Source organism: Endozoicomonas sp. ALB091, from assembly GCF_049310265.1.
GTDB lineage: Bacteria > Pseudomonadota > Gammaproteobacteria > Pseudomonadales > Endozoicomonadaceae > Endozoicomonas.
The window spans coordinates 896,951-919,902 of record NZ_JBLYNQ010000006.1; the positions used below are offsets into that span (position 1 = coordinate 896,951).

The 22,952-nt window shown below is 51.3% G+C and carries 34 protein-coding genes; 5 read left to right on the top strand and 29 right to left on the bottom strand.

Translation table 11 applies throughout. From position 1 onward, the window contains the following. Positions 1-78: 78 nt before the first annotated feature. From ACO6UX_RS10865 to rpsJ, 29 genes are all read right to left on the bottom strand, one after another. Positions 79-2,940, bottom strand: a complete 2,862-nt coding sequence (locus ACO6UX_RS10865) for a protein kinase domain-containing protein (protein ID WP_422447478.1) — start codon at positions 2,938-2,940, stop codon at positions 79-81. 354 nt (positions 2,941-3,294) lie between these two features. After that, on the bottom strand, positions 3,295-3,687 hold the full coding sequence (gene rplQ, locus ACO6UX_RS10870; protein ID WP_101746623.1) for a 50S ribosomal protein L17: 393 nt from the start codon (positions 3,685-3,687) through the stop codon (positions 3,295-3,297). A gap of 68 nt (positions 3,688-3,755) precedes the next feature. After that, positions 3,756-4,757, bottom strand: a complete 1,002-nt coding sequence (locus ACO6UX_RS10875; RefSeq protein WP_422447480.1) for a DNA-directed RNA polymerase subunit alpha — start codon at positions 4,755-4,757, stop codon at positions 3,756-3,758. 31 nt (positions 4,758-4,788) lie between these two features. Further along, entirely contained in the window at positions 4,789-5,409 is a 621-nt protein-coding gene (gene rpsD, locus ACO6UX_RS10880; RefSeq protein WP_101746625.1) for a 30S ribosomal protein S4, read from the bottom strand. Positions 5,410-5,424: 15 nt separating this feature from the next. After that, positions 5,425-5,814 (bottom strand): 30S ribosomal protein S11, encoded by a 390-nt coding sequence (gene rpsK / locus ACO6UX_RS10885; protein ID WP_020582394.1) that lies wholly within the window; start codon positions 5,812-5,814, stop codon positions 5,425-5,427. Between the two features lie 103 nt (positions 5,815-5,917). Continuing rightward, positions 5,918-6,274 carry a 30S ribosomal protein S13 gene (gene rpsM / locus ACO6UX_RS10890; protein WP_101746626.1) on the bottom strand — a complete coding sequence of 119 codons (357 nt, stop codon included), beginning with the start codon at positions 6,272-6,274 and terminating at the stop codon, positions 5,918-5,920. A gap of 355 nt (positions 6,275-6,629) precedes the next feature. Next, positions 6,630-6,743, bottom strand: coding sequence for a 50S ribosomal protein L36 (rpmJ, locus tag ACO6UX_RS10895; RefSeq protein ID WP_081622108.1), 114 nt, complete (start codon positions 6,741-6,743; stop codon positions 6,630-6,632). Positions 6,744-6,788: 45 nt separating this feature from the next. Beyond that, on the bottom strand, positions 6,789-8,114 hold the full coding sequence (gene secY, locus ACO6UX_RS10900; protein WP_101746627.1) for a preprotein translocase subunit SecY: 1,326 nt from the start codon (positions 8,112-8,114) through the stop codon (positions 6,789-6,791). Further along, the gene (gene rplO / locus ACO6UX_RS10905; RefSeq protein WP_101746628.1) at positions 8,115-8,549 is read right to left on the bottom strand and encodes a 50S ribosomal protein L15; all 435 of its coding nucleotides are present in this window, start codon (positions 8,547-8,549) and stop codon (positions 8,115-8,117) included. Position 8,550: 1 nt separating this feature from the next. Further along, positions 8,551-8,736 carry a 50S ribosomal protein L30 gene (gene rpmD, locus ACO6UX_RS10910; RefSeq protein ID WP_209276238.1) on the bottom strand — a complete coding sequence of 62 codons (186 nt, stop codon included), beginning with the start codon at positions 8,734-8,736 and terminating at the stop codon, positions 8,551-8,553. 3 nt (positions 8,737-8,739) lie between these two features. After that, positions 8,740-9,255: a 30S ribosomal protein S5 gene (rpsE, locus tag ACO6UX_RS10915; RefSeq protein WP_101746630.1), complete on the bottom strand. Its 516-nt coding sequence runs from the start codon at positions 9,253-9,255 to the stop codon at positions 8,740-8,742. A gap of 12 nt (positions 9,256-9,267) precedes the next feature. Then, complete coding sequence (rplR, locus tag ACO6UX_RS10920; RefSeq protein WP_101746631.1) at positions 9,268-9,618, bottom strand: 50S ribosomal protein L18; 351 nt, start codon at positions 9,616-9,618, stop codon at positions 9,268-9,270. Between the two features lie 14 nt (positions 9,619-9,632). Then, positions 9,633-10,166, bottom strand: coding sequence for a 50S ribosomal protein L6 (rplF, locus tag ACO6UX_RS10925; protein ID WP_269672624.1), 534 nt, complete (start codon positions 10,164-10,166; stop codon positions 9,633-9,635). Between the two features lie 12 nt (positions 10,167-10,178). After that, positions 10,179-10,571: a 30S ribosomal protein S8 gene (gene rpsH, locus ACO6UX_RS10930; protein ID WP_101746633.1), complete on the bottom strand. Its 393-nt coding sequence runs from the start codon at positions 10,569-10,571 to the stop codon at positions 10,179-10,181. A gap of 29 nt (positions 10,572-10,600) precedes the next feature. Beyond that, positions 10,601-10,906, bottom strand: a complete 306-nt coding sequence (gene rpsN / locus ACO6UX_RS10935) for a 30S ribosomal protein S14 (protein ID WP_101746634.1) — start codon at positions 10,904-10,906, stop codon at positions 10,601-10,603. Positions 10,907-10,922: 16 nt separating this feature from the next. Continuing rightward, on the bottom strand, positions 10,923-11,462 hold the full coding sequence (gene rplE / locus ACO6UX_RS10940; protein ID WP_101746635.1) for a 50S ribosomal protein L5: 540 nt from the start codon (positions 11,460-11,462) through the stop codon (positions 10,923-10,925). A 10-nt stretch (positions 11,463-11,472) separates the two neighbouring features. Continuing rightward, positions 11,473-11,787, bottom strand: a complete 315-nt coding sequence (gene rplX / locus ACO6UX_RS10945; RefSeq protein WP_422447487.1) for a 50S ribosomal protein L24 — start codon at positions 11,785-11,787, stop codon at positions 11,473-11,475. A gap of 12 nt (positions 11,788-11,799) precedes the next feature. After that, on the bottom strand, positions 11,800-12,168 hold the full coding sequence (rplN, locus tag ACO6UX_RS10950) for a 50S ribosomal protein L14 (protein WP_066014875.1): 369 nt from the start codon (positions 12,166-12,168) through the stop codon (positions 11,800-11,802). Between the two features lie 127 nt (positions 12,169-12,295). Then, positions 12,296-12,571, bottom strand: coding sequence for a 30S ribosomal protein S17 (rpsQ, locus tag ACO6UX_RS10955; RefSeq protein ID WP_101746637.1), 276 nt, complete (start codon positions 12,569-12,571; stop codon positions 12,296-12,298). 1 nt (position 12,572) lies between these two features. Continuing rightward, positions 12,573-12,764 (bottom strand): 50S ribosomal protein L29, encoded by a 192-nt coding sequence (gene rpmC / locus ACO6UX_RS10960; RefSeq protein WP_020582408.1) that lies wholly within the window; start codon positions 12,762-12,764, stop codon positions 12,573-12,575. Then, positions 12,764-13,177 carry a 50S ribosomal protein L16 gene (rplP, locus tag ACO6UX_RS10965; RefSeq protein ID WP_020582409.1) on the bottom strand — a complete coding sequence of 138 codons (414 nt, stop codon included), beginning with the start codon at positions 13,175-13,177 and terminating at the stop codon, positions 12,764-12,766. Before rplP ends, rpmC begins: the two co-directional genes overlap by 1 nt. A gap of 11 nt (positions 13,178-13,188) precedes the next feature. Beyond that, the gene (rpsC, locus tag ACO6UX_RS10970; RefSeq protein ID WP_422447490.1) at positions 13,189-13,896 is read right to left on the bottom strand and encodes a 30S ribosomal protein S3; all 708 of its coding nucleotides are present in this window, start codon (positions 13,894-13,896) and stop codon (positions 13,189-13,191) included. 11 nt (positions 13,897-13,907) lie between these two features. After that, positions 13,908-14,243: a 50S ribosomal protein L22 gene (gene rplV / locus ACO6UX_RS10975; RefSeq protein ID WP_066014872.1), complete on the bottom strand. Its 336-nt coding sequence runs from the start codon at positions 14,241-14,243 to the stop codon at positions 13,908-13,910. Between the two features lie 12 nt (positions 14,244-14,255). Further along, on the bottom strand, positions 14,256-14,534 hold the full coding sequence (gene rpsS / locus ACO6UX_RS10980) for a 30S ribosomal protein S19 (protein ID WP_066014871.1): 279 nt from the start codon (positions 14,532-14,534) through the stop codon (positions 14,256-14,258). Between the two features lie 21 nt (positions 14,535-14,555). Beyond that, positions 14,556-15,383 (bottom strand): 50S ribosomal protein L2, encoded by an 828-nt coding sequence (gene rplB, locus ACO6UX_RS10985; RefSeq protein ID WP_209276240.1) that lies wholly within the window; start codon positions 15,381-15,383, stop codon positions 14,556-14,558. An 11-nt stretch (positions 15,384-15,394) separates the two neighbouring features. Then, complete coding sequence (gene rplW / locus ACO6UX_RS10990) at positions 15,395-15,691, bottom strand: 50S ribosomal protein L23 (RefSeq protein WP_422447493.1); 297 nt, start codon at positions 15,689-15,691, stop codon at positions 15,395-15,397. Further along, positions 15,688-16,290: a 50S ribosomal protein L4 gene (rplD, locus tag ACO6UX_RS10995; RefSeq protein WP_269672620.1), complete on the bottom strand. Its 603-nt coding sequence runs from the start codon at positions 16,288-16,290 to the stop codon at positions 15,688-15,690. Before rplD ends, rplW begins: the two co-directional genes overlap by 4 nt. A gap of 12 nt (positions 16,291-16,302) precedes the next feature. Beyond that, positions 16,303-16,947: a 50S ribosomal protein L3 gene (gene rplC, locus ACO6UX_RS11000; RefSeq protein ID WP_422447495.1), complete on the bottom strand. Its 645-nt coding sequence runs from the start codon at positions 16,945-16,947 to the stop codon at positions 16,303-16,305. Positions 16,948-17,048: 101 nt separating this feature from the next. Further along, positions 17,049-17,384: a 30S ribosomal protein S10 gene (gene rpsJ, locus ACO6UX_RS11005; RefSeq protein WP_066014867.1), complete on the bottom strand. Its 336-nt coding sequence runs from the start codon at positions 17,382-17,384 to the stop codon at positions 17,049-17,051. A 547-nt stretch (positions 17,385-17,931) separates the two neighbouring features. On the opposite strand from rpsJ, the gene mbhE reads away from it, so the two are divergent. Genes mbhE through ACO6UX_RS11030 form a run of 5 tightly spaced genes read left to right on the top strand, consistent with a single transcriptional unit; the run spans position 17,932 to position 22,952 of the window. After that, complete coding sequence (gene mbhE, locus ACO6UX_RS11010; protein ID WP_422447497.1) at positions 17,932-20,184, top strand: hydrogen gas-evolving membrane-bound hydrogenase subunit E; 2,253 nt, start codon at positions 17,932-17,934, stop codon at positions 20,182-20,184. Continuing rightward, a complete protein-coding gene (locus tag ACO6UX_RS11015) occupies positions 20,184-20,576 on the top strand; it encodes an MnhB domain-containing protein (protein WP_269672616.1) in 393 nt (130 codons plus the stop codon). The genes mbhE and ACO6UX_RS11015 overlap by 1 nt, the downstream gene beginning before the upstream one ends. Continuing rightward, positions 20,576-20,929 (top strand): Na+/H+ antiporter subunit C, encoded by a 354-nt coding sequence (locus tag ACO6UX_RS11020; RefSeq protein ID WP_209201934.1) that lies wholly within the window; start codon positions 20,576-20,578, stop codon positions 20,927-20,929. The genes ACO6UX_RS11015 and ACO6UX_RS11020 overlap by 1 nt, the downstream gene beginning before the upstream one ends. After that, positions 20,926-22,479 (top strand): proton-conducting transporter membrane subunit, encoded by a 1,554-nt coding sequence (locus tag ACO6UX_RS11025; RefSeq protein ID WP_422447500.1) that lies wholly within the window; start codon positions 20,926-20,928, stop codon positions 22,477-22,479. Before ACO6UX_RS11020 ends, ACO6UX_RS11025 begins: the two co-directional genes overlap by 4 nt. Then, positions 22,476-22,952, top strand: a complete 477-nt coding sequence (locus ACO6UX_RS11030; RefSeq protein ID WP_269676833.1) for a Na+/H+ antiporter subunit E — start codon at positions 22,476-22,478, stop codon at positions 22,950-22,952. The genes ACO6UX_RS11025 and ACO6UX_RS11030 overlap by 4 nt, the downstream gene beginning before the upstream one ends.

The following is a 22,952-nucleotide window of genomic DNA, read 5'->3' on the forward strand; positions in this document are numbered from 1 at the left end:
GTGCCAATCAGGGAGATAAACTCAACCCGAAAGGCTGGCGCACGTGGCAATAGCACAGCCAGAGCCGGGTAACTGACACTATGAAACAGAAAAATCTGCCGCGAACTTTTTATGCAAGTAATCCTTGTACACTGCAATATTTTCCTCGGACTCCAAAAGTGCTGTCACTTTATACTTCAGATCATTTTGAAAACCTTGAAGTTCATGCTGGTATTGAACGGGAGAAAAGTTCACCAGGCGACTCTCCGCTAATTTTTGGACGGTCAGCGAATCCAGTTTCTGCCCTATTAATGGCTTTAAAACCTCAGCATAAGAAGATCGCAGCAAAGCAATATGCTTCATTTTGGTTGCCGATGGCGAATCAATATCCTGACGAATCAGTTTCTCTCCAACGACACTTTCACACACATATTCAGCAAACCAGGTGACAGTGTCCTGCGCCCCTCTGGTATATGCGTCCGGTCTGGTGAGAATAGACAAAAACTCATTCTCTAAAGCAGTAAAATTTTCCACAGGTTCTTTAGCTGCAAGCATAGCCAGCAAACTTCTTGCCGCACTGACTTCATCCACGTTTTCCAAATCCGCCATATAAGCTGCGAGTTGTTTGCTTTTACCGGGGTCACCTTCCCTGCCATCTTGAAAATAATGACAGAGGTGAGATTTCTTAAACTTTGCCACATCTTCTGACGTAAATTGATATTTTGAAATTCCGGGAGTGGAGGCCAGCAGTGATTCAGCCCAGCCACTGTCTGCTGTTAAAGCATCTGTGACCTGAACACGTGTAACAAAACCTTTGCTTAAAAAATTGCACGCCAGCCGCTTACTTTCTTCATTACCTTTTAACATTTTTTCTGCCAGCGCTTTAGCCTGGGATGAAACTGCCTCCAAATGCATTCGTTGAGTCTTCGTGAAATCAGACTGCCGACGGGGATATAATAAGGAAAAAGGCCTTAAATTGGACTTATGGGTATAGGTGGCTCCAATATTCCAAAGAATAAATACTCCAATCTCTTCCAGTAATCTGATCTGCTCAGACTTGGATGGCAGGGCTTCTATAATACCAGGCAATATCCTACAAAAATCAGCTTTATCTATATCATCCCGATTACTTGCTACCTTTTTCAACCTATCCAAAGGTGCCTTTAGATTTTTAGACAGCTTACTCGAAAGTTCCTTTACTTTCGTCTCTTCAGAAGCTTTCTCAGCCAGTAGTTTTTTCTCATTGACTTCAAATTCTTCCAATTTAGACGTTGCACGCTTTTGATCATTTTTCGCTATTGTCAGCTTTTGTTCATATTGAGAATTTCTATTTTGTGCCTCTGTGAGCGCCTGCTCAGCCTCTATACGCGCTGCCACCGCCTCGTTATGCGCTGTATCCGCCTCCCGATTCTGCTCCTCTGCCTTGGCAACCTTTTCTGTCAACCTCCTCAATTCTTTTTCTTGACTAAAAAGGGCTCCTTCCATCTCTTCTACTTCTGCTCTCTGCGCTGCCAGTATACGAGATGTCTGCTCGACATCACTTTGCGCACGTTCTGCCGCAGCTTTATAATAAGCAGTTTGTTTTTCCAGCGATTCGGTTTCTTGCTTCTGTTTTTCCAACTTCAGCTGTTGTACCTGCATTAACTTTTCCAATTTTTGCTTCTGCTCTTCTTCCATCTTTTCGATTGCAATCTGCTGCACTTGCAACTTCATATTCATTTTATATTCTTTTGCTGCTCCCTCTTCTTTTAGTTGTTTAAATTCCTCTTCTGTTATCCCACTTCTTTTAGCTAACCTTTGGCTTTGTTTTAACATCGTTAGTTCATATTTCAAATTTTCAACGCTACTTTTGGCTAACTTCAATTCACTAGCAGCTTCTTCAATGATTTTGTATCCACTGGAAAAAGCGGTCATTTTCCCCAGGCACTCGTCTAAGTCGGGACGAGAGGCGCTGCTTGTAGAAACCATCTGAGTTAAGAAACCGGACAGCTGCTTGACGAAATCATTACTGTCTATCCTGAGTTTTGGAAGAAATTCCGCCAGATTTAGCTTTAAGTCCTTGCCCTGAGAAACCCGAGACTCGGCAACTTTATATCGATCAGGTTTATCAGAAAACAGATTCAACAAAATAATTCCAAGGGAAAACACCATCGACTTATCTGTAATTTCTGATTTCCGGTATTGGTCAGGCTCAATAAACAACGGTGTCCCCACTAGATTCTGGGGCTTGGGCGCTGATGGATTTTCAAGATCGAATACATGGGCATTGTCAATAAAAAAAATCTCTTTATTAACTACATCATACATCATGTTGGACGGTTTAAGATCGGGATGAACTAACCCCCCAGCCACGAAAGTCTTGGCACAAATCAACATAGCCACAGCACAGTCAAACCTGTCTTTCAGTGGCCATTTTTTATCTTCAAAATACTTCTGCAAACATTCTCCGGGAATGCGTAGTTGATCCAGATATTGGTAATCTTTAAATTTTCCAGCACCTAACGATCCGGGCTGAACCGAATGAAAGTCCATTTCACTCCTGGCAACTTCAGTGTTTTTCTGGATCTTCATAATTCTGTTATATTGCTGCCCTTGAGGAACTCCCCAACATTTCTCTGACTTTCGGACCAAAAGACTACTTTCATAGACTTCTCCAAAAGCACCTTTGCCTATATATGGATTGGTTATATCGTGAACCTGGATAATGAAAGGTTTCTCCCCAGCCCTTTTAAAGCCAACCAGTCGATCAAAATAACCGGACTTCACTAAACAATGACAGGAGCGATCTGAACTGCTGTGATGATGTGCTTTAAGCTGACCATATAATTCTTCAGCCATTCTGGCTTCCCGGGGGGACAATTGCCGAATGAACTTAATCTCAGGGGCATTGCGTTGTTTGCCACGGACTGAGTCCATCTGATGCAGTGGTGGCTTGGTTGCAATGGATGGAGGGTAATGCATAACTCATTCCTGCAATTAAAAATTTGATTATGAAGATTTGATCATTAAAAGTTTAATTAGTTCTTTATCGTTGTTAATTAACCTGACAGAAAGTCAAATCAAAGCTCCATAAAGAGATTCGAGATACTCCTTATTTTCCATTTGTTTTCATATAAATCACTAACCAGTTGGTTAGCGTTTATAACATCCCGACTCATCTTCTGAAGTAGAATGGCCAATGGATAGAAAATATTCGATGACAGTTGGTTAACTGATTATGAAGGGCAAGATGCTAAGGACACACAGAGAAACAGTAAAAGAACTTCATGGCAGGGTGAAAACAAAAAAGCCGGGATAACCCGGCTTTTTTCTGACTTATTCTTCGTCAGCGGACTCTACTGCTGCAACAGCAGGACGGTCCAGCAACTCGACATAAGCCATAGGCGCGTTGTCACCATGACGGAATCCGCACTTGATGATACGGATGTAACCGCCTGGACGCTCTTTGAAACGCGGACCCAGATCAGTGAACAGTTTGCCTACCGCAGCCTTGTTACGGAGACGATCGAACGCCAGCCGACGGTTAGCAACGCTGTCTTCCTTAGCCAGGGTGATCAGCGGTTCAGCAACACGGCGCAGCTCTTTCGCTTTTGGCAGTGTTGTCTTGATTACTTCGTGCTCAACCAGGGAAGCAGCCATATTCTTGAACATCGCTTTGCGATGAGAACTGTTCCGGTTAAGCTTGCGGCCACTCTTACGATGACGCATGGCACAAACTTCCTCTTCTTACCAGGAACCGCTTCTGTTTCTGCAACAGTGGCGGCTCCTGGCTGCAATTAAGCAGAAACCTTATCGTCGCTCTTCAAACTGGCAGGTGGCCAGTTATCAAGACGCATACCCAAGCTCAGACCACGGGAGGCCAGAACGTCCTTGATTTCAGTCAGGGACTTCTTACCCAGGTTCGGGGTCTTGAGCAACTCAACTTCAGTGCGCTGGATCAGGTCACCAATGTAGTAGATGTTCTCTGCCTTCAGGCAGTTAGCACTACGTACGGTCAGTTCGAGATCATCAACCGGACGAAGAAGAATCGGATCAACCTCGTCTTCTTCCTTCACAGGCTCTGGCTCGGACTCACCTTCCAGATCCACGAATACCGCCAGCTGCTGCTGCAGAATAGTAGCAGCACGACGGATGGCTTCATCAGGATCCAGAGTACCATTGGTTTCCAGATCGATAACCAGCTTGTCGAGGTCAGTACGCTGTTCTACACGAGCACTTTCTACGACATAGGAAACACGGTATACAGGGCTATAGGTGGCATCCAGCTGCAGACGGCCGATAGCGCGAGTTTCCTCTTCATCCTGACGACGGCTGTCGGCTGATTCATACCCACGACCACGAGCAACCTTCAGCTTCATGTTGAGATTGCCCTTGTTATTCATGTGGGCAATAACATGATCAGGATTCACGATTTCAACATCGTGGTCCAGCTGGATGTCAGCAGCAGTGACGACACCCTCGCCTTTTTTGCTCAGAGTCAGAGTAACGCTGTCACGGCCAGTCATGCGAATAGCCAGGCCTTTGAGGTTGAGCAGGATTTCAATAACGTCTTCCTGAACACCTTCAATAGCACTGTATTCATGCTGCACGCCATCAATCTCTACCTCAGTCACGGCACAACCGGGCATAGAGGAAAGAAGAATGCGACGCAGGGCATTGCCTAAGGTATGCCCAAAACCACGTTCCAGCGGCTCCAGGGTGACCTTTGCCTGTGTCAGACTGATTTCCTCGACATCAATGTGTCGAGGAGTTAGAAATTCAGTAACCGAATTCTGCATGGATGTTACACCCCACCTAACTGTCTATCCCTTACTTGGAGTACAGCTCGACGATCAAGCTCTCGTTGATGTCGGCCGCCAGATCACTCCGCTCGGGCAGCGTCTTGAAGACACCTTCTTTTTTGCTGGCGTCCACTTCTACCCAGATGGAGAAACCACGCTGGGCAGCAAGTTCAAGCGCTGCATTGATGCGCAGCTGGTTCTTTGCCTTTTCACGGATAGCAACAACGTCACCAGGCTTAACCTGATAAGACGGGATGTTTACAGTCTTGCCATTAACCATGACAGCTTTGTGGCTGACCAGCTGGCGTGCTTCTGCACGGGTAGAACCGAATCCCATGCGGTAAACCACATTATCAAGGCGAGACTCCAGAAGTTGCAACAGGTTTGAACCGGTTGCACCCTTCAGACGGTCAGCTTCCTTGTAGTAGTTACGGAACTGCTTTTCCAGTACACCGTAGATACGACGAACTTTCTGCTTCTCACGAAGCTGAACACCGTAGTCGGAAAGACGACCACGACGCTGGCCATGCTGGCCAGGAGCATTTTCTGCCTTGCACTTTGACTCGAGCGCACGAACACCACTCTTCAGGAAGAGATCAGTGCCTTCACGACGAGACAGTTTGCACTTAGGACCTATATATCTAGCCATTTACCGGTCTCCTGCTTATACACGACGCTTCTTGGGCGGACGACAACCATTGTGTGGGATCGGGGTAACATCAGTGATGTTATTGATCTTGAAACCACAAGCGTTGAGCGCGCGTACAGCGGATTCACGGCCTGGACCAGGCCCTTTAACATTCACGTCCAAATTCTTCAGACCGAACTCAGCGGCGGCACGTCCGGCACGCTCAGCTGCAACCTGTGCAGCAAATGGCGTGCTCTTACGGGAACCACGGAAGCCGGAGCCACCTGCAGTTGCCCAGGAGAGTGCATTACCCTGGCGGTCGGTAATTGTCACGATAGTGTTGTTAAAAGAGGCGTGAATATGGGCGATGCCATCCACAACCGACTTTTTAACTTTCTTACGTGTACGAGTACCTGGCTTTGCCATATCAGAACAAATCCTGTATTTAAAAGTTCGTTATTCCCTGTAAAGAAAAGCCTTTAAAAGAAAAGGTCTATGCAAAGCGTTTCTTCAGAGAAATGAAACGATCTTATTTACGAATCGGTTTGCGCGGACCCTTACGAGTACGGGCATTGGTCTTTGAGCGCTGACCACGAACCGGCAGACTGCGACGGTGGCGAAGGCCACGGTAGCAACCCAGGTCCATCAGGCGCTTGATGTTCATGCTGATTTCGCGACGCAGGTCACCTTCTACGTTGAGTTTTGCAACTTCAGTACGCAGGGATTCCAGCTGATCTTCGCTCAATTCAGATACTTTGGCAGACGGGTTAACACCAGTGGCAGCACACAGCTGCTGAGCTGAAGTCTTACCGATACCAAAAATGTAGGTCAACGAGATAACGGCATGTTTGTTATCTGGAATGTTGACGCCAGCAATACGGGCCATTCAATCGTCTCCGTTATTACATTTAACCGTGTAACAGCTATTCAGTTGATCATTCCTGATTGCTCAGCAAAACCAAATTAAACTGAAACACGTCACCATATTGAAACGCCGGAAAGAACCTTTGTTTCAGAAATGGCTGCTTTCATCCTGAAGAAAACACCTGGGAGCGATCAAGCAAGGCTAAAACACTCACGCAGCAAAAGGCATTTCCAACAGGTCGAAAGGCGGAAATTGTAATCCCCCTTTCGATAAAACACAACCGCTCATGAACAATTTCATGAGCGGTTGGCTTTGCCTGAGGTCACATTAGACCAGAGTCCTGCTATCGCGAGAATCCGTAGATTCCCGACAATTATTAGCCCTGACGCTGTTTGTGACGCGGCTCCTGACAGATCACACGTACATTACCCTTACGCTTGATGATCTTGCAGTTGCGGCAGATTTTTTTAACCGACGCGCGTACTTTCATAACTAACTCCACAACCGTTGCAGAACTATTCTCAATGAGAGTGGCTTAGCGGATCAGACCGCCAGAGCCATAGCCCTTAAGATTGGATTTCTTCAGCAGCGACTCATACTGATGCGACATGAGATGCGACTGCACCTGAGCCATGGTGTCCATCACCACGACCACCACGATCAACAGGCTGGTGCCTCCCAGATAGAACGGCACGTTAGCCGACACGACCAGGAACTGAGGCAACAGACACACTGCTGTCATATAGAGAGCACCGAACATGGTCAGGCGAGTCAGGACACCATCAATATAACGTGCAGACTGCTCGCCCGGACGAATACCGGGGATGAATGCACCCGACTTCTTCAGGTTATCTGCCACGTCTTTTGGATTAAAGACCAGGGCAGTGTAGAAGAAGCAGAAGAAGATGATGCCTGCCGAGAACAGTATGATGTTCAGTGGCTGACCCGGACCCAGCGCCAGAGCGATGTCCTGCAGCCATCCCATGCCTTCACCCTGGCCGAACCACTGCGCGATGGACGCAGGGAACAGCAGCAGGCTGGAAGCGAAAATAGCTGGAATAACGCCGGCCATATTCACCTTCAATGGCAGATGGCTGCTCTGGGCCGCAAACACCTTGCGCCCTTGTTGACGCTTGGCATAGTTTACGGTTATCCGGCGCTGACCCCGTTCGATAAAGACTACAAATGCGATGATCGCAATTGCCAGAAGGGCAACGGCGAGCAACATCAGGATGTTGATATCACCCTGACGTGCGGACTCGAAAGACCGCACAATCGCACTTGGAAGACCAGCGACAATACCTGCAAAAATGAGAATCGAAATACCATTGCCGATTCCCCGTTCAGTCACCTGTTCGCCCAGCCACATCATAAAGACGGCACCGGTGACGAACGTGACAACAGCGACAATATAGAAGCTGAGGTCAGTGCTGAAGGCAACACCCTGATTGGCCAGACCGACAGTCATGCCAGTACCCTGGACCAGGGCCAGGGCAACGGTCAGGTAGCGGGTGTACTGGCTGATCTTGCGACGTCCGGACTCACCTTCCTTCTTGAGCTGCTCCAACTGCGGGCTCACCACGCTCATCAACTGAACGATAATGGACGCCGAAATATAAGGCATGATACCCAGGGCCAGTACCGACATTCTCTCCAGCGCACCGCCAGAGAACATGTTGAACAGACCCAGAATGGTGCCTTCATTTTGTTGAAACATCCGAGCCAGCGCATCAGGGTTGATGCCCGGCACAGGGATGTGCGCACCGATCCTGTAAACCAGGATCGCCAGAAACACGAACTTAACGCGAGACCACAGCTCGTTTAAGCCGCTTTGATTCCCAACAGGTAATGTCTTAGCCATTTAGTCCTCGATCTTACCACCGGCAGCTTCAATCGCAGCACGGGCGCCTTTGGTAACAGCCAGACCTTTGATGGTGACTGCTTTAGCCAATTCGCCAGACAGTACCACTTTGGCGCGCTGGATGCTACCGCTGACCAGGTCAGCTGCTTTCAGCGCTGCCAGATCGATCACGTCTGCTTCAACCTTGTTCAGTTCGTGCAGACGAATCTCAGCAGTAAAACGCGCTTTGCGTGAAGTAAAGCCAAACTTTGGCAGACGACGCTGCAGTGGCTGCTGACCGCCTTCGAAACCTGGCTTGACAGAACCACCGGAACGGGACTTCTGACCCTTGTGGCCACGGCCACAGGTCTTGCCCAGGCCGGAGCCAATGCCACGACCTACGCGCTTACCCTCTTTGCGGCTACCTTCAGCCGGGCTCAGAGTATTCAAACGCATGTTATTCTCCTTCTACCCGGACAAGGTAGGATACCTTGTTGATCATGCCACGAACTGAAGGAGTGTCTTCCACTTCAACAGTGTGGTTGATACGACGCAGGCCCAGACCCCGTACGCAAGCCTTGTGGCTTTCGAGGCGACCGTTAGTGCTCTTCACGAGCGTCACTTTGATCATCTTCTCAGCCATGACTTACCCCAGGATATCCTCAACAGACTTGCCACGCTTGGCAGCAACGCCTTCAGGAGAACGCATGTCGCGCAGACCGTTAAAAGTAGCACGAACCACGTTCACCGGATTGGTAGAACCGTAGCACTTGGCCAGTACGTTGTGTACGCCAGCCACTTCAAGAACGGCACGCATTGCACCACCGGCGATAACACCGGTACCAGCAGATGCTGGCTGCATGTAAACCTTGGAAGCACCGTGACGGGCTTTAACCGGGTACTGCAGGGTGTCACCGTTCAGGTCAACATGAATCATGTTGCGACGGGCAGCTTCCATAGCTTTCTGGATAGCGATTGGCACTTCACGGGCTTTACCGCGACCAAAACCAACCTTACCCTTGCCATCACCAACGACTGTCAGCGCTGTGAAGCCAAAGATACGGCCACCTTTCACCACTTTGGCGACACGGTTAACCTGTACCAGCTTCTCAATCAAGCCTTCGTCGTTGTTAGGCTTACGCTCATCTCTTTCTCTTGCCATGACGTTCTACCCTTAGAATTCCAGTCCGCCTTCACGGGCTGCATCGGCAAGCGCCTTGACACGACCGTGATATTTGAAACCAGAGCGGTCAAACGCCACCTTGGTCACACCCGCTGCCTTGGCACGCTCAGCAACCAGGGCACCAACTTTCTTGGCCGCTTCTACGTTACCGGTAGCGTCGCCACGCAGTTCTTTTTCAACAGTGGAGGCAGATGCCAGCACTTTGTCGCCGTCAGCGGCGATAACCTGCGCATAGATGTGGCGAGGCGTACGATGGATGCTCAGACGAATGGCACCCAGCTCACGCATCTTAACCCTTGCACGAAGGGCACGACGCAGGCGAGAAGATTTCTTGTCCATCATGATCTCACCCTACCTTACTTTTTCTTGGCTTCTTTGCGACGAACGCGTTCGTCAGCATAGCGAACACCCTTGCCTTTATAAGGCTCAGGACGACGGAATTCACGAATTTCCGCAGCAACCTGTCCAACCAGCTGCTTGTCGATACCGCGAACCAGAATTTCAGTCTGGGTCGGAGTTTCACAAGTCACGCCTTGTGGCAGTTCGTATTCAACCGGATGGGAGAAGCCCAGGTTCAAAGTCAGGCTATTACCTTTGGCCGCTGCACGATAACCAACACCAACCAGCTGCAGCTTCTTCTCGAAGCCAGCGGTTACGCCGGTTACCATGTTGTTAACCAGGGCACGGGTAGTGCCGGCCAGAGCACGGGAGTGCTTGGCACCATCACGTGGAGCAAACGTCAGAACGTTTTCTTCCTGTCCAACTTCGACATTGTTGTGAACAACAAGTTCCAGTTGACCCTTGGAACCTTTGATCACCAGGATCTGGCCATTGCGCTTGATCTCTACACCAGCAGGGACAGCAACAGGGCTTTTGGCTACTCGAGACATAATACCCCTCCCTTAGAACACAGTGCAGAGAATTTCGCCACCAACACCGGCTGCACGGGCAGCACGATCGGTCATAACACCTTTGTTGGTGGAAACGATAGCGATACCCAGACCGCCGTTCACTTTAGGCAGCGCTTCCTTGCCAGCGTAAGAACGCAGGCCAGGACGGCTGGTACGCTTCAGGCTTTCAATAACTGGCTTGCCTTCGAAATACTTCAGTTCGATGGCCAGTTCAGCCTTGGCTTCGCCAGCGACTTTGTAGTCAGCGATGAAACCTTCGTCTTTCAAAACCCGGGCTACAGCAACCTTGATTTTGGAGGACGGCATGGTGACAGAGGCGTGCTCTGCCATCTGGGCATTACGGATACGAGTTAGCATATCTGCTAACGGGTCCTGCATACTCATTATCTATATCTCCCGAAGATGAAATGCGCTTACCAGCTGGCTTTAACCAGACCTGGAACATCACCACGCATCGCTGCTTCACGCAGCTTGATACGGCTCAGGCCGAATTTGCGCAGTACGCCGTGTGGACGGCCAGTGATGCGGCAGCGGTTACGCAGACGCGCCTTGCTGGCATTGCGAGGCTGCTTCTGCAGAGCTACCAGGGCATCCCAACGCTCATCTTCAGTGCTGTTAGGATTGTTAATCACAGCTTTGAGCTGTGCACGCTTTTCAGCATACTTGGCAACGGTGCGCTGACGCTTCAGTTCCCGCTGCTTCATGGATACTTTTGCCATAAAACTCGTACCTGTATCAGTTACGGAATGGGAAGTTGAAAGCCTTCAGCAGAGCACGGCCTTCTTCGTCATTCTTGGCGGTAGTGGTCAGAGTGATGTCCAGACCGCGCAGAGTGTCGATTTTGTCGTAATCAACTTCAGGGAAGATGATCTGCTCTTTAACACCCATGCTGTAGTTACCACGGCCGTCGAAAGACTTGGGGCTCAGACCACGGAAGTCACGGACACGTGGCAGAGCGATGTCAACCAGACGCTCCAGGAACTCATACATGCGCTCACGACGCAGAGTCACCTTAACACCGATTGGCCAGCCTTCACGGACTTTAAAGCCAGCAACGGATTTGCGGGCCTTGGTCACGACAGCTTTCTGACCGGCGATTTTTTCCAGGTCAGCAACCGCATGCTCGATGACTTTCTTGTCACCAATCGCTTCACCAACACCCATGTTCAGGGTAATTTTGGTGATGCGTGGCACTTCATGAACGTTTTTCACACCCAGCTCTTCTTTGAGCATGGGCAGAATTTCTTCACGATATTTGGTTTTAAAATTTGCCATCACTCTCCCCTTACGCGTCAACAGGCTTGCCGTCAGACTTGAATACGCGCTGCTTTTTGCCATCTTCGATAGCAAAGCCAACACGATCAGCCTTGTTGGTTTCAGGGTTCAGAATCGCAACGTTAGAAGCTTCGATAGCCGCTTCTTTTTCTACGATTCCACCAGGAGTGCCCAGCATCGGGTTAGGCTTCTGATGTTTCTTGATCATATTGATGCCAGAAACAATCAGCTTGCCGTCAGCACGAACGGTTTGCACTTTACCGCGCTTACCTTTGTCCTTGCCGGCAATTACGATGACTTCGTCATCACGACGGATCTTTTTCATTACCTGCTCCCGTTACAGTACTTCTGGGGCCAGTGAGATGATCTTCATGAACTGCTCACCGCGCAGCTCACGAGTCACTGGTCCAAAGATACGGGTACCGATCGGCTGCAGGTTGGCGTTCAGAAGAACGGCTGCATTGCCATCGAATTTGATCAGGGAACCGTCTGGACGACGAACACCTTTTTTGGTACGCACGACAACAGCGTTCATCACCTGGCCTTTTTTGACCTTACCGCGGGGAATCGCTTCCTTCACGGATACTTTGATGATGTCGCCAATGCCAGCGTAGCGGCGGTGGGATCCACCCAGCACCTTGATACACTGAACTCGACGGGCGCCGCTGTTATCAGCGACTTCGAGTTGACTTTCTGTCTGGATCATTGCTTATTCTCCAAGCCCAAACTGCAGACGGGTACTCGCCGGCTTTCACAAAAACAACCATTCCGACAGAACTTTTAAGAGCCTGTCGGAACGGCCATTAGTCACTCAAGCCCAAAGCACCGTAGCCTTAGATCTGAGTAGCACGCTCGTCAATGGATACAAGCGTAAACGTCTTGCTCTTTGACAGAGGACGCGTCTCTTTGATGGTAACAACGTCGCCCATACGGCAGTCGTTGTTTTCATCATGAGCGTGCAACTTGGTGGACCGCTTCACGATTTTACCCAGAAGCGGATGTTTTACCCGGCGCTCGATGAGAACAGTGATGGTTTTATCCATCTTGTCGCTCACGACCTTGCCGGACAGTGTACGGATCTTTTTTTGACCAACCAGTTCTTCAGCCATCTTATGCTCCTGCCTTTTGGTTCAGGATGGTTTTCACACGAGCGATGTCGCGCTTAACCTGCTTCAGCAGATGGCTCTGACCCAGCTGGCCAGTAGCTTTCTGCATACGGAAGTTAAACTGATCCCGCAGCAGAGAGAGCAGCTCAGTATTGAGCTCCTCTACAGACTTTTCACGCAGTTCAGCAGCTTTCATCACATTACGCTCCGCTTAACGAAGGCAGTTTCCAGCGGCAGCTTGGCTGCTGCAAGAGCAAAGGCTTCACGAGCCAGCTCTTCGGACACACCTTCCATCTCATAGAGAACGCGGCCTGGTTGAATCTGGCACACCCAGTATTCCACGTTACCCTTACCTTTACCCTGACGCACCTCAAGAGGCTTACCGGTGATCGGCTTGTCAGGGAAGACGCGGATCCAGATTTTACCGCCACGTTTAATGTGACGGGTCATGGCACGACGAGCCGCCTCAATCTGGCGAGCTGTTATACGTCCACGACCGATTGCTTTCAATGCGTATTCGCCGAAGCTAACCTTGGAGCCGCGGAGTGCCAGACCACGATTGCGGCCTTTTTGCTGCTTACGAAATTTCGTACGCTTGGGCTGTAACATTTCCGCGCTCCTTAACTCTTAGCCTGACGCTTCTTAGGGCGACGAGCTGGCTGTTCTTTATCTTTGGAAGGCTCAACAGCAGGCGCCATGCCACCGATAACCTCACCCTTAAAGATCCAGACCTTGACACCCAGAATACCGTAAGTGGTCAGTGCTTCATAATGTGCATAATCGATGTCAGCACGCAGGGTGTGCAGTGGCACACGACCTTCGCGGTACCATTCAGTACGCGCAATTTCAGCACCGCCAAGACGGCCACTCAGTTGAACCTTGATACCCTTGGCACCCAGACGCATGGCGTTCTGGACAGAGCGCTTCATGGCACGACGGAACATCACACGACGCTCCAGCTGGCCAGCGATGCTCTGAGCCACCAGCATGGCGTTCAGTTCAGGCTTGCGGATTTCTTCAATGTTGATGTGCACAGGCACGCCCATCATTTTGGACACCGCCTGACGCAGCTTCTCAACGTCTTCACCCTTCTTGCCAATCACGATACCCGGACGGGCAGTGTGAATGGTCACGCGGGCGCTTTGCGCTGGACGCTGGATTTCAACATGGCTTACAGAAGCGTTTTTCAGCTTCTCTTCAATGAAACTGCGCACCGCCAGGTCAGCATTCAGTTTGTCAGCGTAATCGCTGCCATCTGCAAACCAGACTGAACGGTGGGGCTTAACGATGCCCAGGCGAATTCCATTAGGATGTACTTTCTGACCCATCTGACCGCTCCTTAGACCTCTGCAACCTTAACCGTAATATGGCAAGACCGCTTCAGAATGCGATCAGCACGACCCTTGGCACGTGGGCGAATGCGCTTCATCGTCATGCCTTCGTCAACGAAGACAGTAGAGACTTTCAGCTCATCGATGTCCATGCCGTCATTGTGCTCAGCGTTTGCAATAGCAGACTCAAGCACTTTCTTAACCAGAACTGCAGCTTTTTTCGGGCTGTAGCTCAGGAGATCCAGGGCTTCGCCAACTGCCTTGCCGCGGATCTGGTCAGCGACCAGACGCGCTTTCTGGGCAGAAATGCGAGCGCCTTTATGCATAGCAGCAACTTCTTTCATTTCTATACCCTCTTAGCGCTTCTTGGCCTTCTTGTCTGCTGCGTGACCGCGATAAGTACGGGTTGCAGCAAACTCACCCAGCTTGTGGCCAACCATATCTTCGGTAACGAAGACAGGAACGTGCTGACGACCGTTGTGCACAGCCAGAGTCAGACCAACCATGGTTGGGATAATCATGGAGCGGCGAGACCAGGTCTTGATCGGACGCTTGTTGCCGCTTTCAGCCGCTTCTTCGACTTTCTTCAGCAGGTGAAGGTCGATAAATGGGCCTTTTTTCAATGAACGTGGCACTATCGTATCCTCTCTCTAGGCTTACTTCGCGCTGCGACGACGTACGATCATTTTGTCCGTACGCTTGTTGGAACGAGTCTTGCGACCCTTGGTCGGAATACCCCATGGCGTCACAGGATGACGACCACCGGAAGTACGACCTTCACCACCACCATGTGGGTGATCTACCGGGTTCATGGCAACACCACGAACGGTCGGACGCACACCACGCCAGCGCTTAGCACCCGCTTTACCCAGAGAGCGCAGGTTGTGCTCACTGTTAGAGACTTCGCCCAGAGTGGCGCGACAGTCAGCCAATACTTTACGCATTTCACCGGAACGCAGACGCAGGGTAACATAAGCACCGTCACGAGCGACCAGCTGGGCAGAAGCACCAGCACTGCGAATCATCTGAGCGCCTTTACCAGGCTTCATTTCTACACAGTGTACGATGGAACCCTGTGGAATATTGCGCAGAGGCAGAGTATTACCAGCTTTGATCGGGGCATCGACACCGGAGAACAGCTCATCACCGGCTTTCACACCTTTAGGTGCGATAATGTAACGACGCTCACCATCCATGTATTTCAACAGGGCGATGTGCGCAGTACGGTTTGGATCGTATTCCAGACGCTCAACAACAGCTGGAATGCCGTCCTTGTTGCGACGAAAGTCTACGATACGGTAGTGCTGCTTGTGACCACCCCCGCGATGACGGGTAGTGATACGACCAGCATTGTTGCGACCACCAGTTTTGCCTTTCTTTTCCACCAGAGGCGCGTATGGGCGGCCCTTGTGGAGGTCAGGGTTAACTACCTTGACAACGAAGCGGCGACCTGGAGAAGTCGGCTTGCATTTGATTACTGCCATTCTCTAGCTCCTTATTCCGCGTCCGCGAAGTCAATTTCCTGACCTTGCTCCAGGCTGACGTACGCCTTTTTCCAGTCTGAGCGCTGGCCCATACCGAAACGAGTACGCTTGGTCTTGCCCTTAACAACGGCAGTCCTGACAGCTTTAACGCTGACGTCAAACAGCTGCTCAACAGCTTTTTTGATTTCGAGCTTGGTTGCGTCCCTGGCTACCTTGAAGACGTACTGATTGTGCTCTTCAGCAACGACAGTGGTCTTCTCGGAAATGTGCGGACCAAGCAGAACTTTAAAAATACGTTCCTGGTTCATCCCAGCATCTCCTCGAACTTCTTGATGGCAGACACGGTCATCACGACTTTCTCGTGAGCAACCAGGCTAACCGGATCAATACCCTGAACGTCACGAACATCCACATGAGGAATGTTGCGAGCGGCCAGATAAATGTTCTGATCCACTTCATCAGCAACGATCAACGCGCCGTTAGCGTTCAGTTCATTCAGCTTGGCTACAACCAGTTTGGTCTTTGGTGATTCAACAGCGAACTGTTCAACCACAATAAGACGCTCTTGACGAACCAGCTCGGACAAGATGGAACGCAGCGCTGCGCGATACATCTTCTTGTTCAGCTTTTGAGCGTGATTCTGTGGTTTGGCAGCAAATGTCTTGCCGCCCCCGCGCCACAGTGGGCTGCGGATAGTACCGGCGCGTGCACGACCGGAACCTTTCTGACGCCAGGGCTTACGACCACCGCCACTTACGTCGCTGCGGTTTTTCTGAGCTCTGGTGCCTTGACGCGCACCGGCCATGAATGCAACAACCGCCTGGTGAACCAGGGTTTCGTTGAATTCAGTGCCAAAAGTCACGTCTGAGACCTGAACGGCATCTGCACCGTTTACCTTCAGTTCCATCGTCTAATCCCCTCAGGCGTGAGCACGTGCTTTAACTGCTGGACGAACAATAACGTCAGCACCGGTTGCACCAGGTACTGCGCCTTTGACCAGCAGCAGGTTACGCTCGCTATCAACGCGAACGAGTTCCAGGGACTGTACGGTCACGTTTTCAGCGCCCATATGTCCAGCCATTTTCTTGCCTTTGAAGACACGACCAGGAGTCTGACACTGGCCGATAGAGCCAGGTGCACGGTGAGACAGAGAGTTACCGTGGGTAGCGTCCTGCATACGGAAGTTCCAGCGCTTGATAGCACCCTGGAAGCCCTTACCCTTGGACTGACCGGTAACGTCTACTTTCTGACCTTGCTCAAACAGGTCTACACCGATAACGTCGCCCGCTTGGTATTCAGCGTCAGCGTCGATACGGAATTCCCAGAGACCAGAACCAGCTTCAACGCCTGCTTTGGCGAAGTGGCCAGCTTCCGGCTTGCTCAGACGGCTGCTTTTCTTGCTTCCGGAAGTTACCTGAATTGCAGTATATCCGTCGGTTTCCAGGGTTTTCACCTGGGTAACGCGGTTTGGATCTACCTCAATTACGGTAACCGGTATGGAAACACCGTCTTCGGTGAAAACACGGGTCATACCGCGTTTCTTGCCGACTAATCCAATAGTCATTTCAACCTCTCTCGTGTACGGGGCTATTACCCACTATGGCCGCTCACTTCAGAGCTGTTACACAAAAGTGTGCACACTTTGATGGAGAGCCCATGGCCTCATTAACCGAGACTGATCTGCACTTCGACACCGGCTGCCAGATCCAGTTTCATCAGTGCGTCTACAGTTTTTTCGGTGGGCTCGATAATGTCGAGAAGACGCTTATGGGTACGGATTTCATACTGGTCACGAGCGTCTTTGTTGACGTGTGGAGAAATCAGTACGGTAAAGCGTTCTTTTCGTGTTGGCAGAGGGATTGGACCACGAACCTGCGCACCAGTTCTTTTTGCAGTATCAACGATTTCCTGCGTAGACTGGTCAATCAGGCGATGGTCAAAAGCCTTCAGGCGAATACGAATTTGCTGCGCCTGTGAGGACTGCTTTGATTGTTGGCTCATTTTGTTCTAACCATGGCATCTATAAAGAACAAAGTCTGATGAACTATGTCACCTAGACAAAAGGACGCAAAATTCTACTAACCACAAAACTTGCTGTCAACACAAGCTTCCAAACAAGTTTTTGTTATATGGAAGAGCAGAGGGTCATTTTATCAGGCGGGCATGATACATGGCCGGAGGGGGTTCGCTGAATAGGGACAATATGAAGTCGGGCTGAGTAGTCGTCACGGCAGGTTAGTGCACCGCCCCGACATTTCATTATTTACAGGGCATTTATGAGTTTCGCATGGCCACATTTATTTTGACTCCCCCCCTGAATTTTGTAATCCCCATGAACCCGTCATTCTTGATCATTATTCACGCGTTATATCTTTACTATCAAAGTAAAAAGCTGTTAATGAAAAAACAGATCACTCCAATACCACCTCGCACACACAGCCCTTATAGGTGACATAACTTTTGTCTATATAGTAAAGCGAAAGTGCCATTATAATGTCCCACCTTAATTACGGCTTTCTCATCCAAACGATATTTACGGCCTTATTTCATGCAAAATCCAACACTTAAACTCTGGTTGGCGTTCTGCGCACTGCTGCCGCTGGGGATTTTTCTGCTGATCAGCGCCAGCTATCAACCACCGGAGTCTCTGCTGCATTGGCCCTGGATTCCGTCACTGGGTATCGATTTTTCACTCCGCCTTGATGGCCTCAGCGTCCTGTTTGCCAGTTTAATCAGTGGCGTCGGGTTTCTGGTTCAGCTCTACGCCATCGCTTATATGAAACCCTATAAAGGCCGCGGTGCGTTTCACCTCTATCTGACCCTGTTTATGCTGGCCATGCTGGGTCTGGTGCTGGCCGATAACCTGCTGTTGCTGTTCGTATTCTGGGAATTAACCACCCTCACCTCCTATCTGCTGATTGGCTTTAACCACGAACAGGAAAAATCCCGCAAGAACGCCCTGCAAGCCATGCTGGTCACCGGCAGCGGCGGTCTGGCACTGTTGGCGGGCCTGATTATGCTGGGGGAAATGGCGGGCACCTACAGCCTCAGCGCCATCATTACCCAGGGTGCTTCGCTGTCTCAGCACGCCTGGTTTACACCATCACTGTTGCTTGTTCTGCTGGGGGCATTCACCAAGTCGGCACAGTTTCCCTTTCATTTCTGGTTGCCCGGTGCCATGGCCGCTCCAACCCCCGTCAGTGCCTATCTGCACTCGTCCACCATGGTCAAAGCCGGTGTTTACCTGCTGGCACGACTGCTGCCGGTGTACGGTGACAGCACGTTATGGTTCACGCTGCTGTGCAGTGCCGGTGCCTTTACTGCCCTGTGGTGCGCCCTACAGGCTTACCGTCAAACCGACTTAAAGCTGATGCTTGCCTTCAGTACCAATGTGATTCTTGGCCAGCTGGTGATGCTGATCGGCATCGGCAGCAGCTATGCCATCACTGCCGCGTTACTGTTGATTGCCGCGCACTCCTTTTATAAGGCCGGACTGTTTATGGTGGTCGGCAATATCGATAAGGCCACCGGCACCCGGGAATACCATGAACTGGCGGGCCTGCGTGCGGTGCTGGCCATCAGCTTTACCGCCGCTTTGGTGACTGCTGCGTCCAAGGCGGGTCTGCCACCGTCGTTTGGTTTCCTGTCCAAGGAATATCTCTATAAAGCAGGACTGGAATTTGGCTGGGTACTTTCCGGCTCCATGCTGCTGGCCAATGCCATTATGGTGGCACTGGCATTGCTGATCGTCATCAAACCCTTTTTACGGCCCCACCACGCCAAGGCCGCATCGATGAAAGCCGTTGAGCATAATCAGCTGCTCTGGTTGCCCCCCATCGTTCTGGCACTGTTGTCGATCATTGTGCCGCTGGCTCTGCTGAACTGGTATCAGGGCCTGGTGATTGATCCCGCTGCCACGGTGATGCTGGCTACCCCGAAAACAGTGAAGCTCTGGGAAGGGTTAAACCTGCCACTGCTGTTAAGTGCACTCACGTTGTTACTGGGTATCTTGCTCTATGTTGGCTATCCACGCCTGAAACCCCGGCTCGACCAGCTTATGTCCGGCCTACCGTCTGGCCCTGCTGTTTATCAGTCCCTGCTGGATGCGGTGGTCAAGCTGGCAAACTGGCAAACCCGGCTGTTACAGCACGGTCAGCTCACCCAATACAGCCTGCAGTTTTTCTTGGTACTACTGGCCTTTCTCGGCACCGTACTCTGGCAAATACACCCCCTGCCACCGATTGATTGGGATCTGAAGTACTACGATATTCTGCTGGCACTGTTTCTGGTCATCGCCGCGGTGGTGGTGGTCATGGCCCGCACCCTGCTGTTGGCGGTGACCGCACTGGGCACCATTGGCTTTCTGACCACACTGGTTTTCCTGGTGTACAGCGCGCCGGATGTGGCCAAAACGCAGTTGCTGGTAGAGACCCTGTTGGTGGTCTTTATCGCCATCGTGTTACGCCATCTATCGGCTGCCAACACGGCTCCCCGGCATTCAGCGGTTCGCCGCCTGGTACACGCCGGCGTTGCCGCAGGCATCGGCATCAGCATCACCCTGGCTCTGTGGATTATTACCGCCGAACCCATGAATCAGGCAATCTCCGAGTTCTATGCCCAAACCAGTGTCAGCGGTGGCCGAGGGCGCAATATCGTCAACGTTATCCTGGTGGATTTCCGTGCGTTTGACACCCTCGGCGAAGCCGTTGTGGTGGTGATTGCCGGATTGGCAACCGTCGCGGTACTGGCTGGCAAACGGATTAACCAGATGGTCTCTGAAACCCCCAAGGAGCACCGTTAATGTCATCGATTATCTTTCGTACCAGCGCCCATATCGTCACGGTGCTGATGCTGGTGTTTTCTGTTTACCTGCTGTTGCGTGGCCATAACAATCCCGGCGGCGGGTTTATTGCCGGCCTGATTGCCGTCATTGCCTTTGCCCTGCTAATGCTGGCCGAAACCCCGGCCTATGTCCGAGAGCGCCTGGTCTATTCACCGGCCACCTTTGCGGGTTCTGGTGTGGCCATAGCGCTGTTCGCCGGTCTGCTGCCGCTGTTTTTCGGGCAGCCTTTTCTCTCTGGCCTGTGGCTGGGCAAAGTCGGCAGCCCACTGTTATTCGACGTTGGCGTATACCTCGCTGTCATCGGATCGGTACTGATGATCCTGCTCAATGTTGAAGAGGAGTTAAGTTGATGGAGTTTCTCTGGTGTCTGGTCGTCGGCCTGATGACTGCCTGCGGCGTTTTCCTGATGCTGGAGCGTCATATCGTGCGCTTTCTGTTCGGTATGATCCTGGTCAGTAACGCCATCAACCTGGCCATTTTTGTCGCTGGCCGCTTAACCCGGGGCAATCCGCCACTGATTGCCAGTGATGCCCTGCTCCCGGCTGCTGGTTACGCCAACCCGCTGCCACAGGCGCTGATTCTGACCGCCATTGTGATCGGTTTCGGTCTGTTATTGTTCACCTTACTACTGGCCTACCGCGCCATTAAAGAATTTGGCACCGCTGATATGGACAAAATGCAACATGCGGAGACAGAGCAATGACCCATTGGCTACTGGTTATGCCTGTTTTTATTCCACTGCTGACCGCTACCGCCTGCGCTTTCAGCTTTCGCGCCCGCACTCTGTCATCGGTGATCAGCTGGTCCGGAGCCCTCGCCAACCTGTGTATCGCCCTGTGGCTGATTCAACAGGTCATTTCCCAGGGCCTGCAGGTAACCGCCTTTGGTGACTGGCAAGCCCCCTTCGGCATTGTCTTTGTCGCCGACCTGGTATCGGCCAGCATGGTGCTGATTACCGCCATAATCGGTGTCGCGATTGTGCTCTACAGCACCACCGATTTGCGCTGCAAACCGTTCTATGGGATCTATCACAGTTTGATTCATGCGCTGCTGGCCGGTGTGATGGGCAGCTTTTTAACCGGCGACATTTTCAATCTCTATGTGTTTTTTGAGGTCATGCTCATTACCTCATTTGGCCTGATGGTGCTCAATGCCAATAAACAGCAGGTGGATGCGGCGGTTAAATACGTGGTGCTCAACCTGATCTCCACCATGGTTTTCCTGTTGGCCATCGGGCTGCTGTATGGCGCTACCGGCACCTTGAATATGGCCGACCTGCACGCCAAAGTTCCGTTACTGCCGGACACCACCATGATGCTGATTTCCGGGTTGTTTCTCTTTGGTTTCGCCATCAAGGCATCGGCGTTCCCGGTCTTCTCCTGGCTGCCAGCGTCCTATCATCATCTGCCCAGCGCCATCGTTGCCCTGTACGCCGCACTGCTGACCAAAGTGGGGGTTTATGCGTTGCTCCGCGTCTTCACTATTGTGTTTGACCTGGTCGATAGCGGCTACCAGCCATTGCTGATAGTGATTGCCGGCCTGACAATGCTCACCGGCGTTCTTGGTGCGGCCAGTCAATTCCATATTAAACGTATTCTGTCGTTTCATATTATCAGTCAGATTGGCTATATGCTGATGGGGCTGGCCATCTATACACCACTGGCCATTACCGGTGCGATTTTCTACATCATCCACCACATTATTGTTAAGGCCAATTTGTTCCTGATCGGCGGCTTCCTGCAGCGCAGACAGGGCAGTGATAACCTGCGTGAGCTGGGTGGCGCTTATCAAAGCATGCCGTGGCTGGCCCTGTTGTTTCTGATTCCGGCGTTCTCTCTGGCGGGCTTTCCACCACTGTCCGGATTCTGGGGCAAGTTTCTGGTGATCAAGGCAAGCCTGCAAACTGACGCCTATCTGCTGGCGGCCACCGCTCTGTTTGTTAGCCTGATGACCATTTACTCAATGACCAAAATCTGGGCCGAAGCGTTCTGGAAACCGCTGCCGGATAATGCCGCTGCACCGCCCCCCCTGACCCGGCGGGAAAACTGCCTGTATATCGTCCCTATTGCAGCACTGGCCGTATTGACCATTCTGATTGGTTTGCTGGTCGAACCCATTTATCAGCTGGCAGAAACCTCTGCAACCAACCTGCTCAATCCACAGCCTTATATTGATGCCGTGCTTGGCAGCGACAGCACGGCCTACTCAGCGCATCTCTCCATACCAGGACCCGCTGGAGGAACGCAACCATGAACCTGTTTTTGTTAAACATCCTGCTGGCGTTTGGCTGGATGCTGCTGAACGGCGACTATGGCAGCACCGATTTTACCATTGGTTTTGTGGTCGGTTTTTTTGCCCTGTTGCTGACCGAACCTTTTCGTAATAAACCCCACTACGGCCGCAAATTCCTGGCAGCCCTGAAGCTGCTGGCGGTGTTCCTGTACAAACTGCTGACCAGTAGCCTGCAAGTGGTGTGGGACGTCATCACCCCCACCCACCTGAGCCATCCGGCCATTATCAAAGTGCCGCTGGCGGTTGAATCTGACATGGAGATTATGTTGCTGGCCAATATGGTGTCGCTAACGCCGGGCTCACTGACGCTGGATGTCAGTGAAGATCGCCGGTATTTGATCGTACATGCCATGTTCAGCAAGAACGAACAATCGGTGATCGACGATATCAAAACATCATTGGAGCGTCGTATTCTGGAGGTGACCCGTGACTGA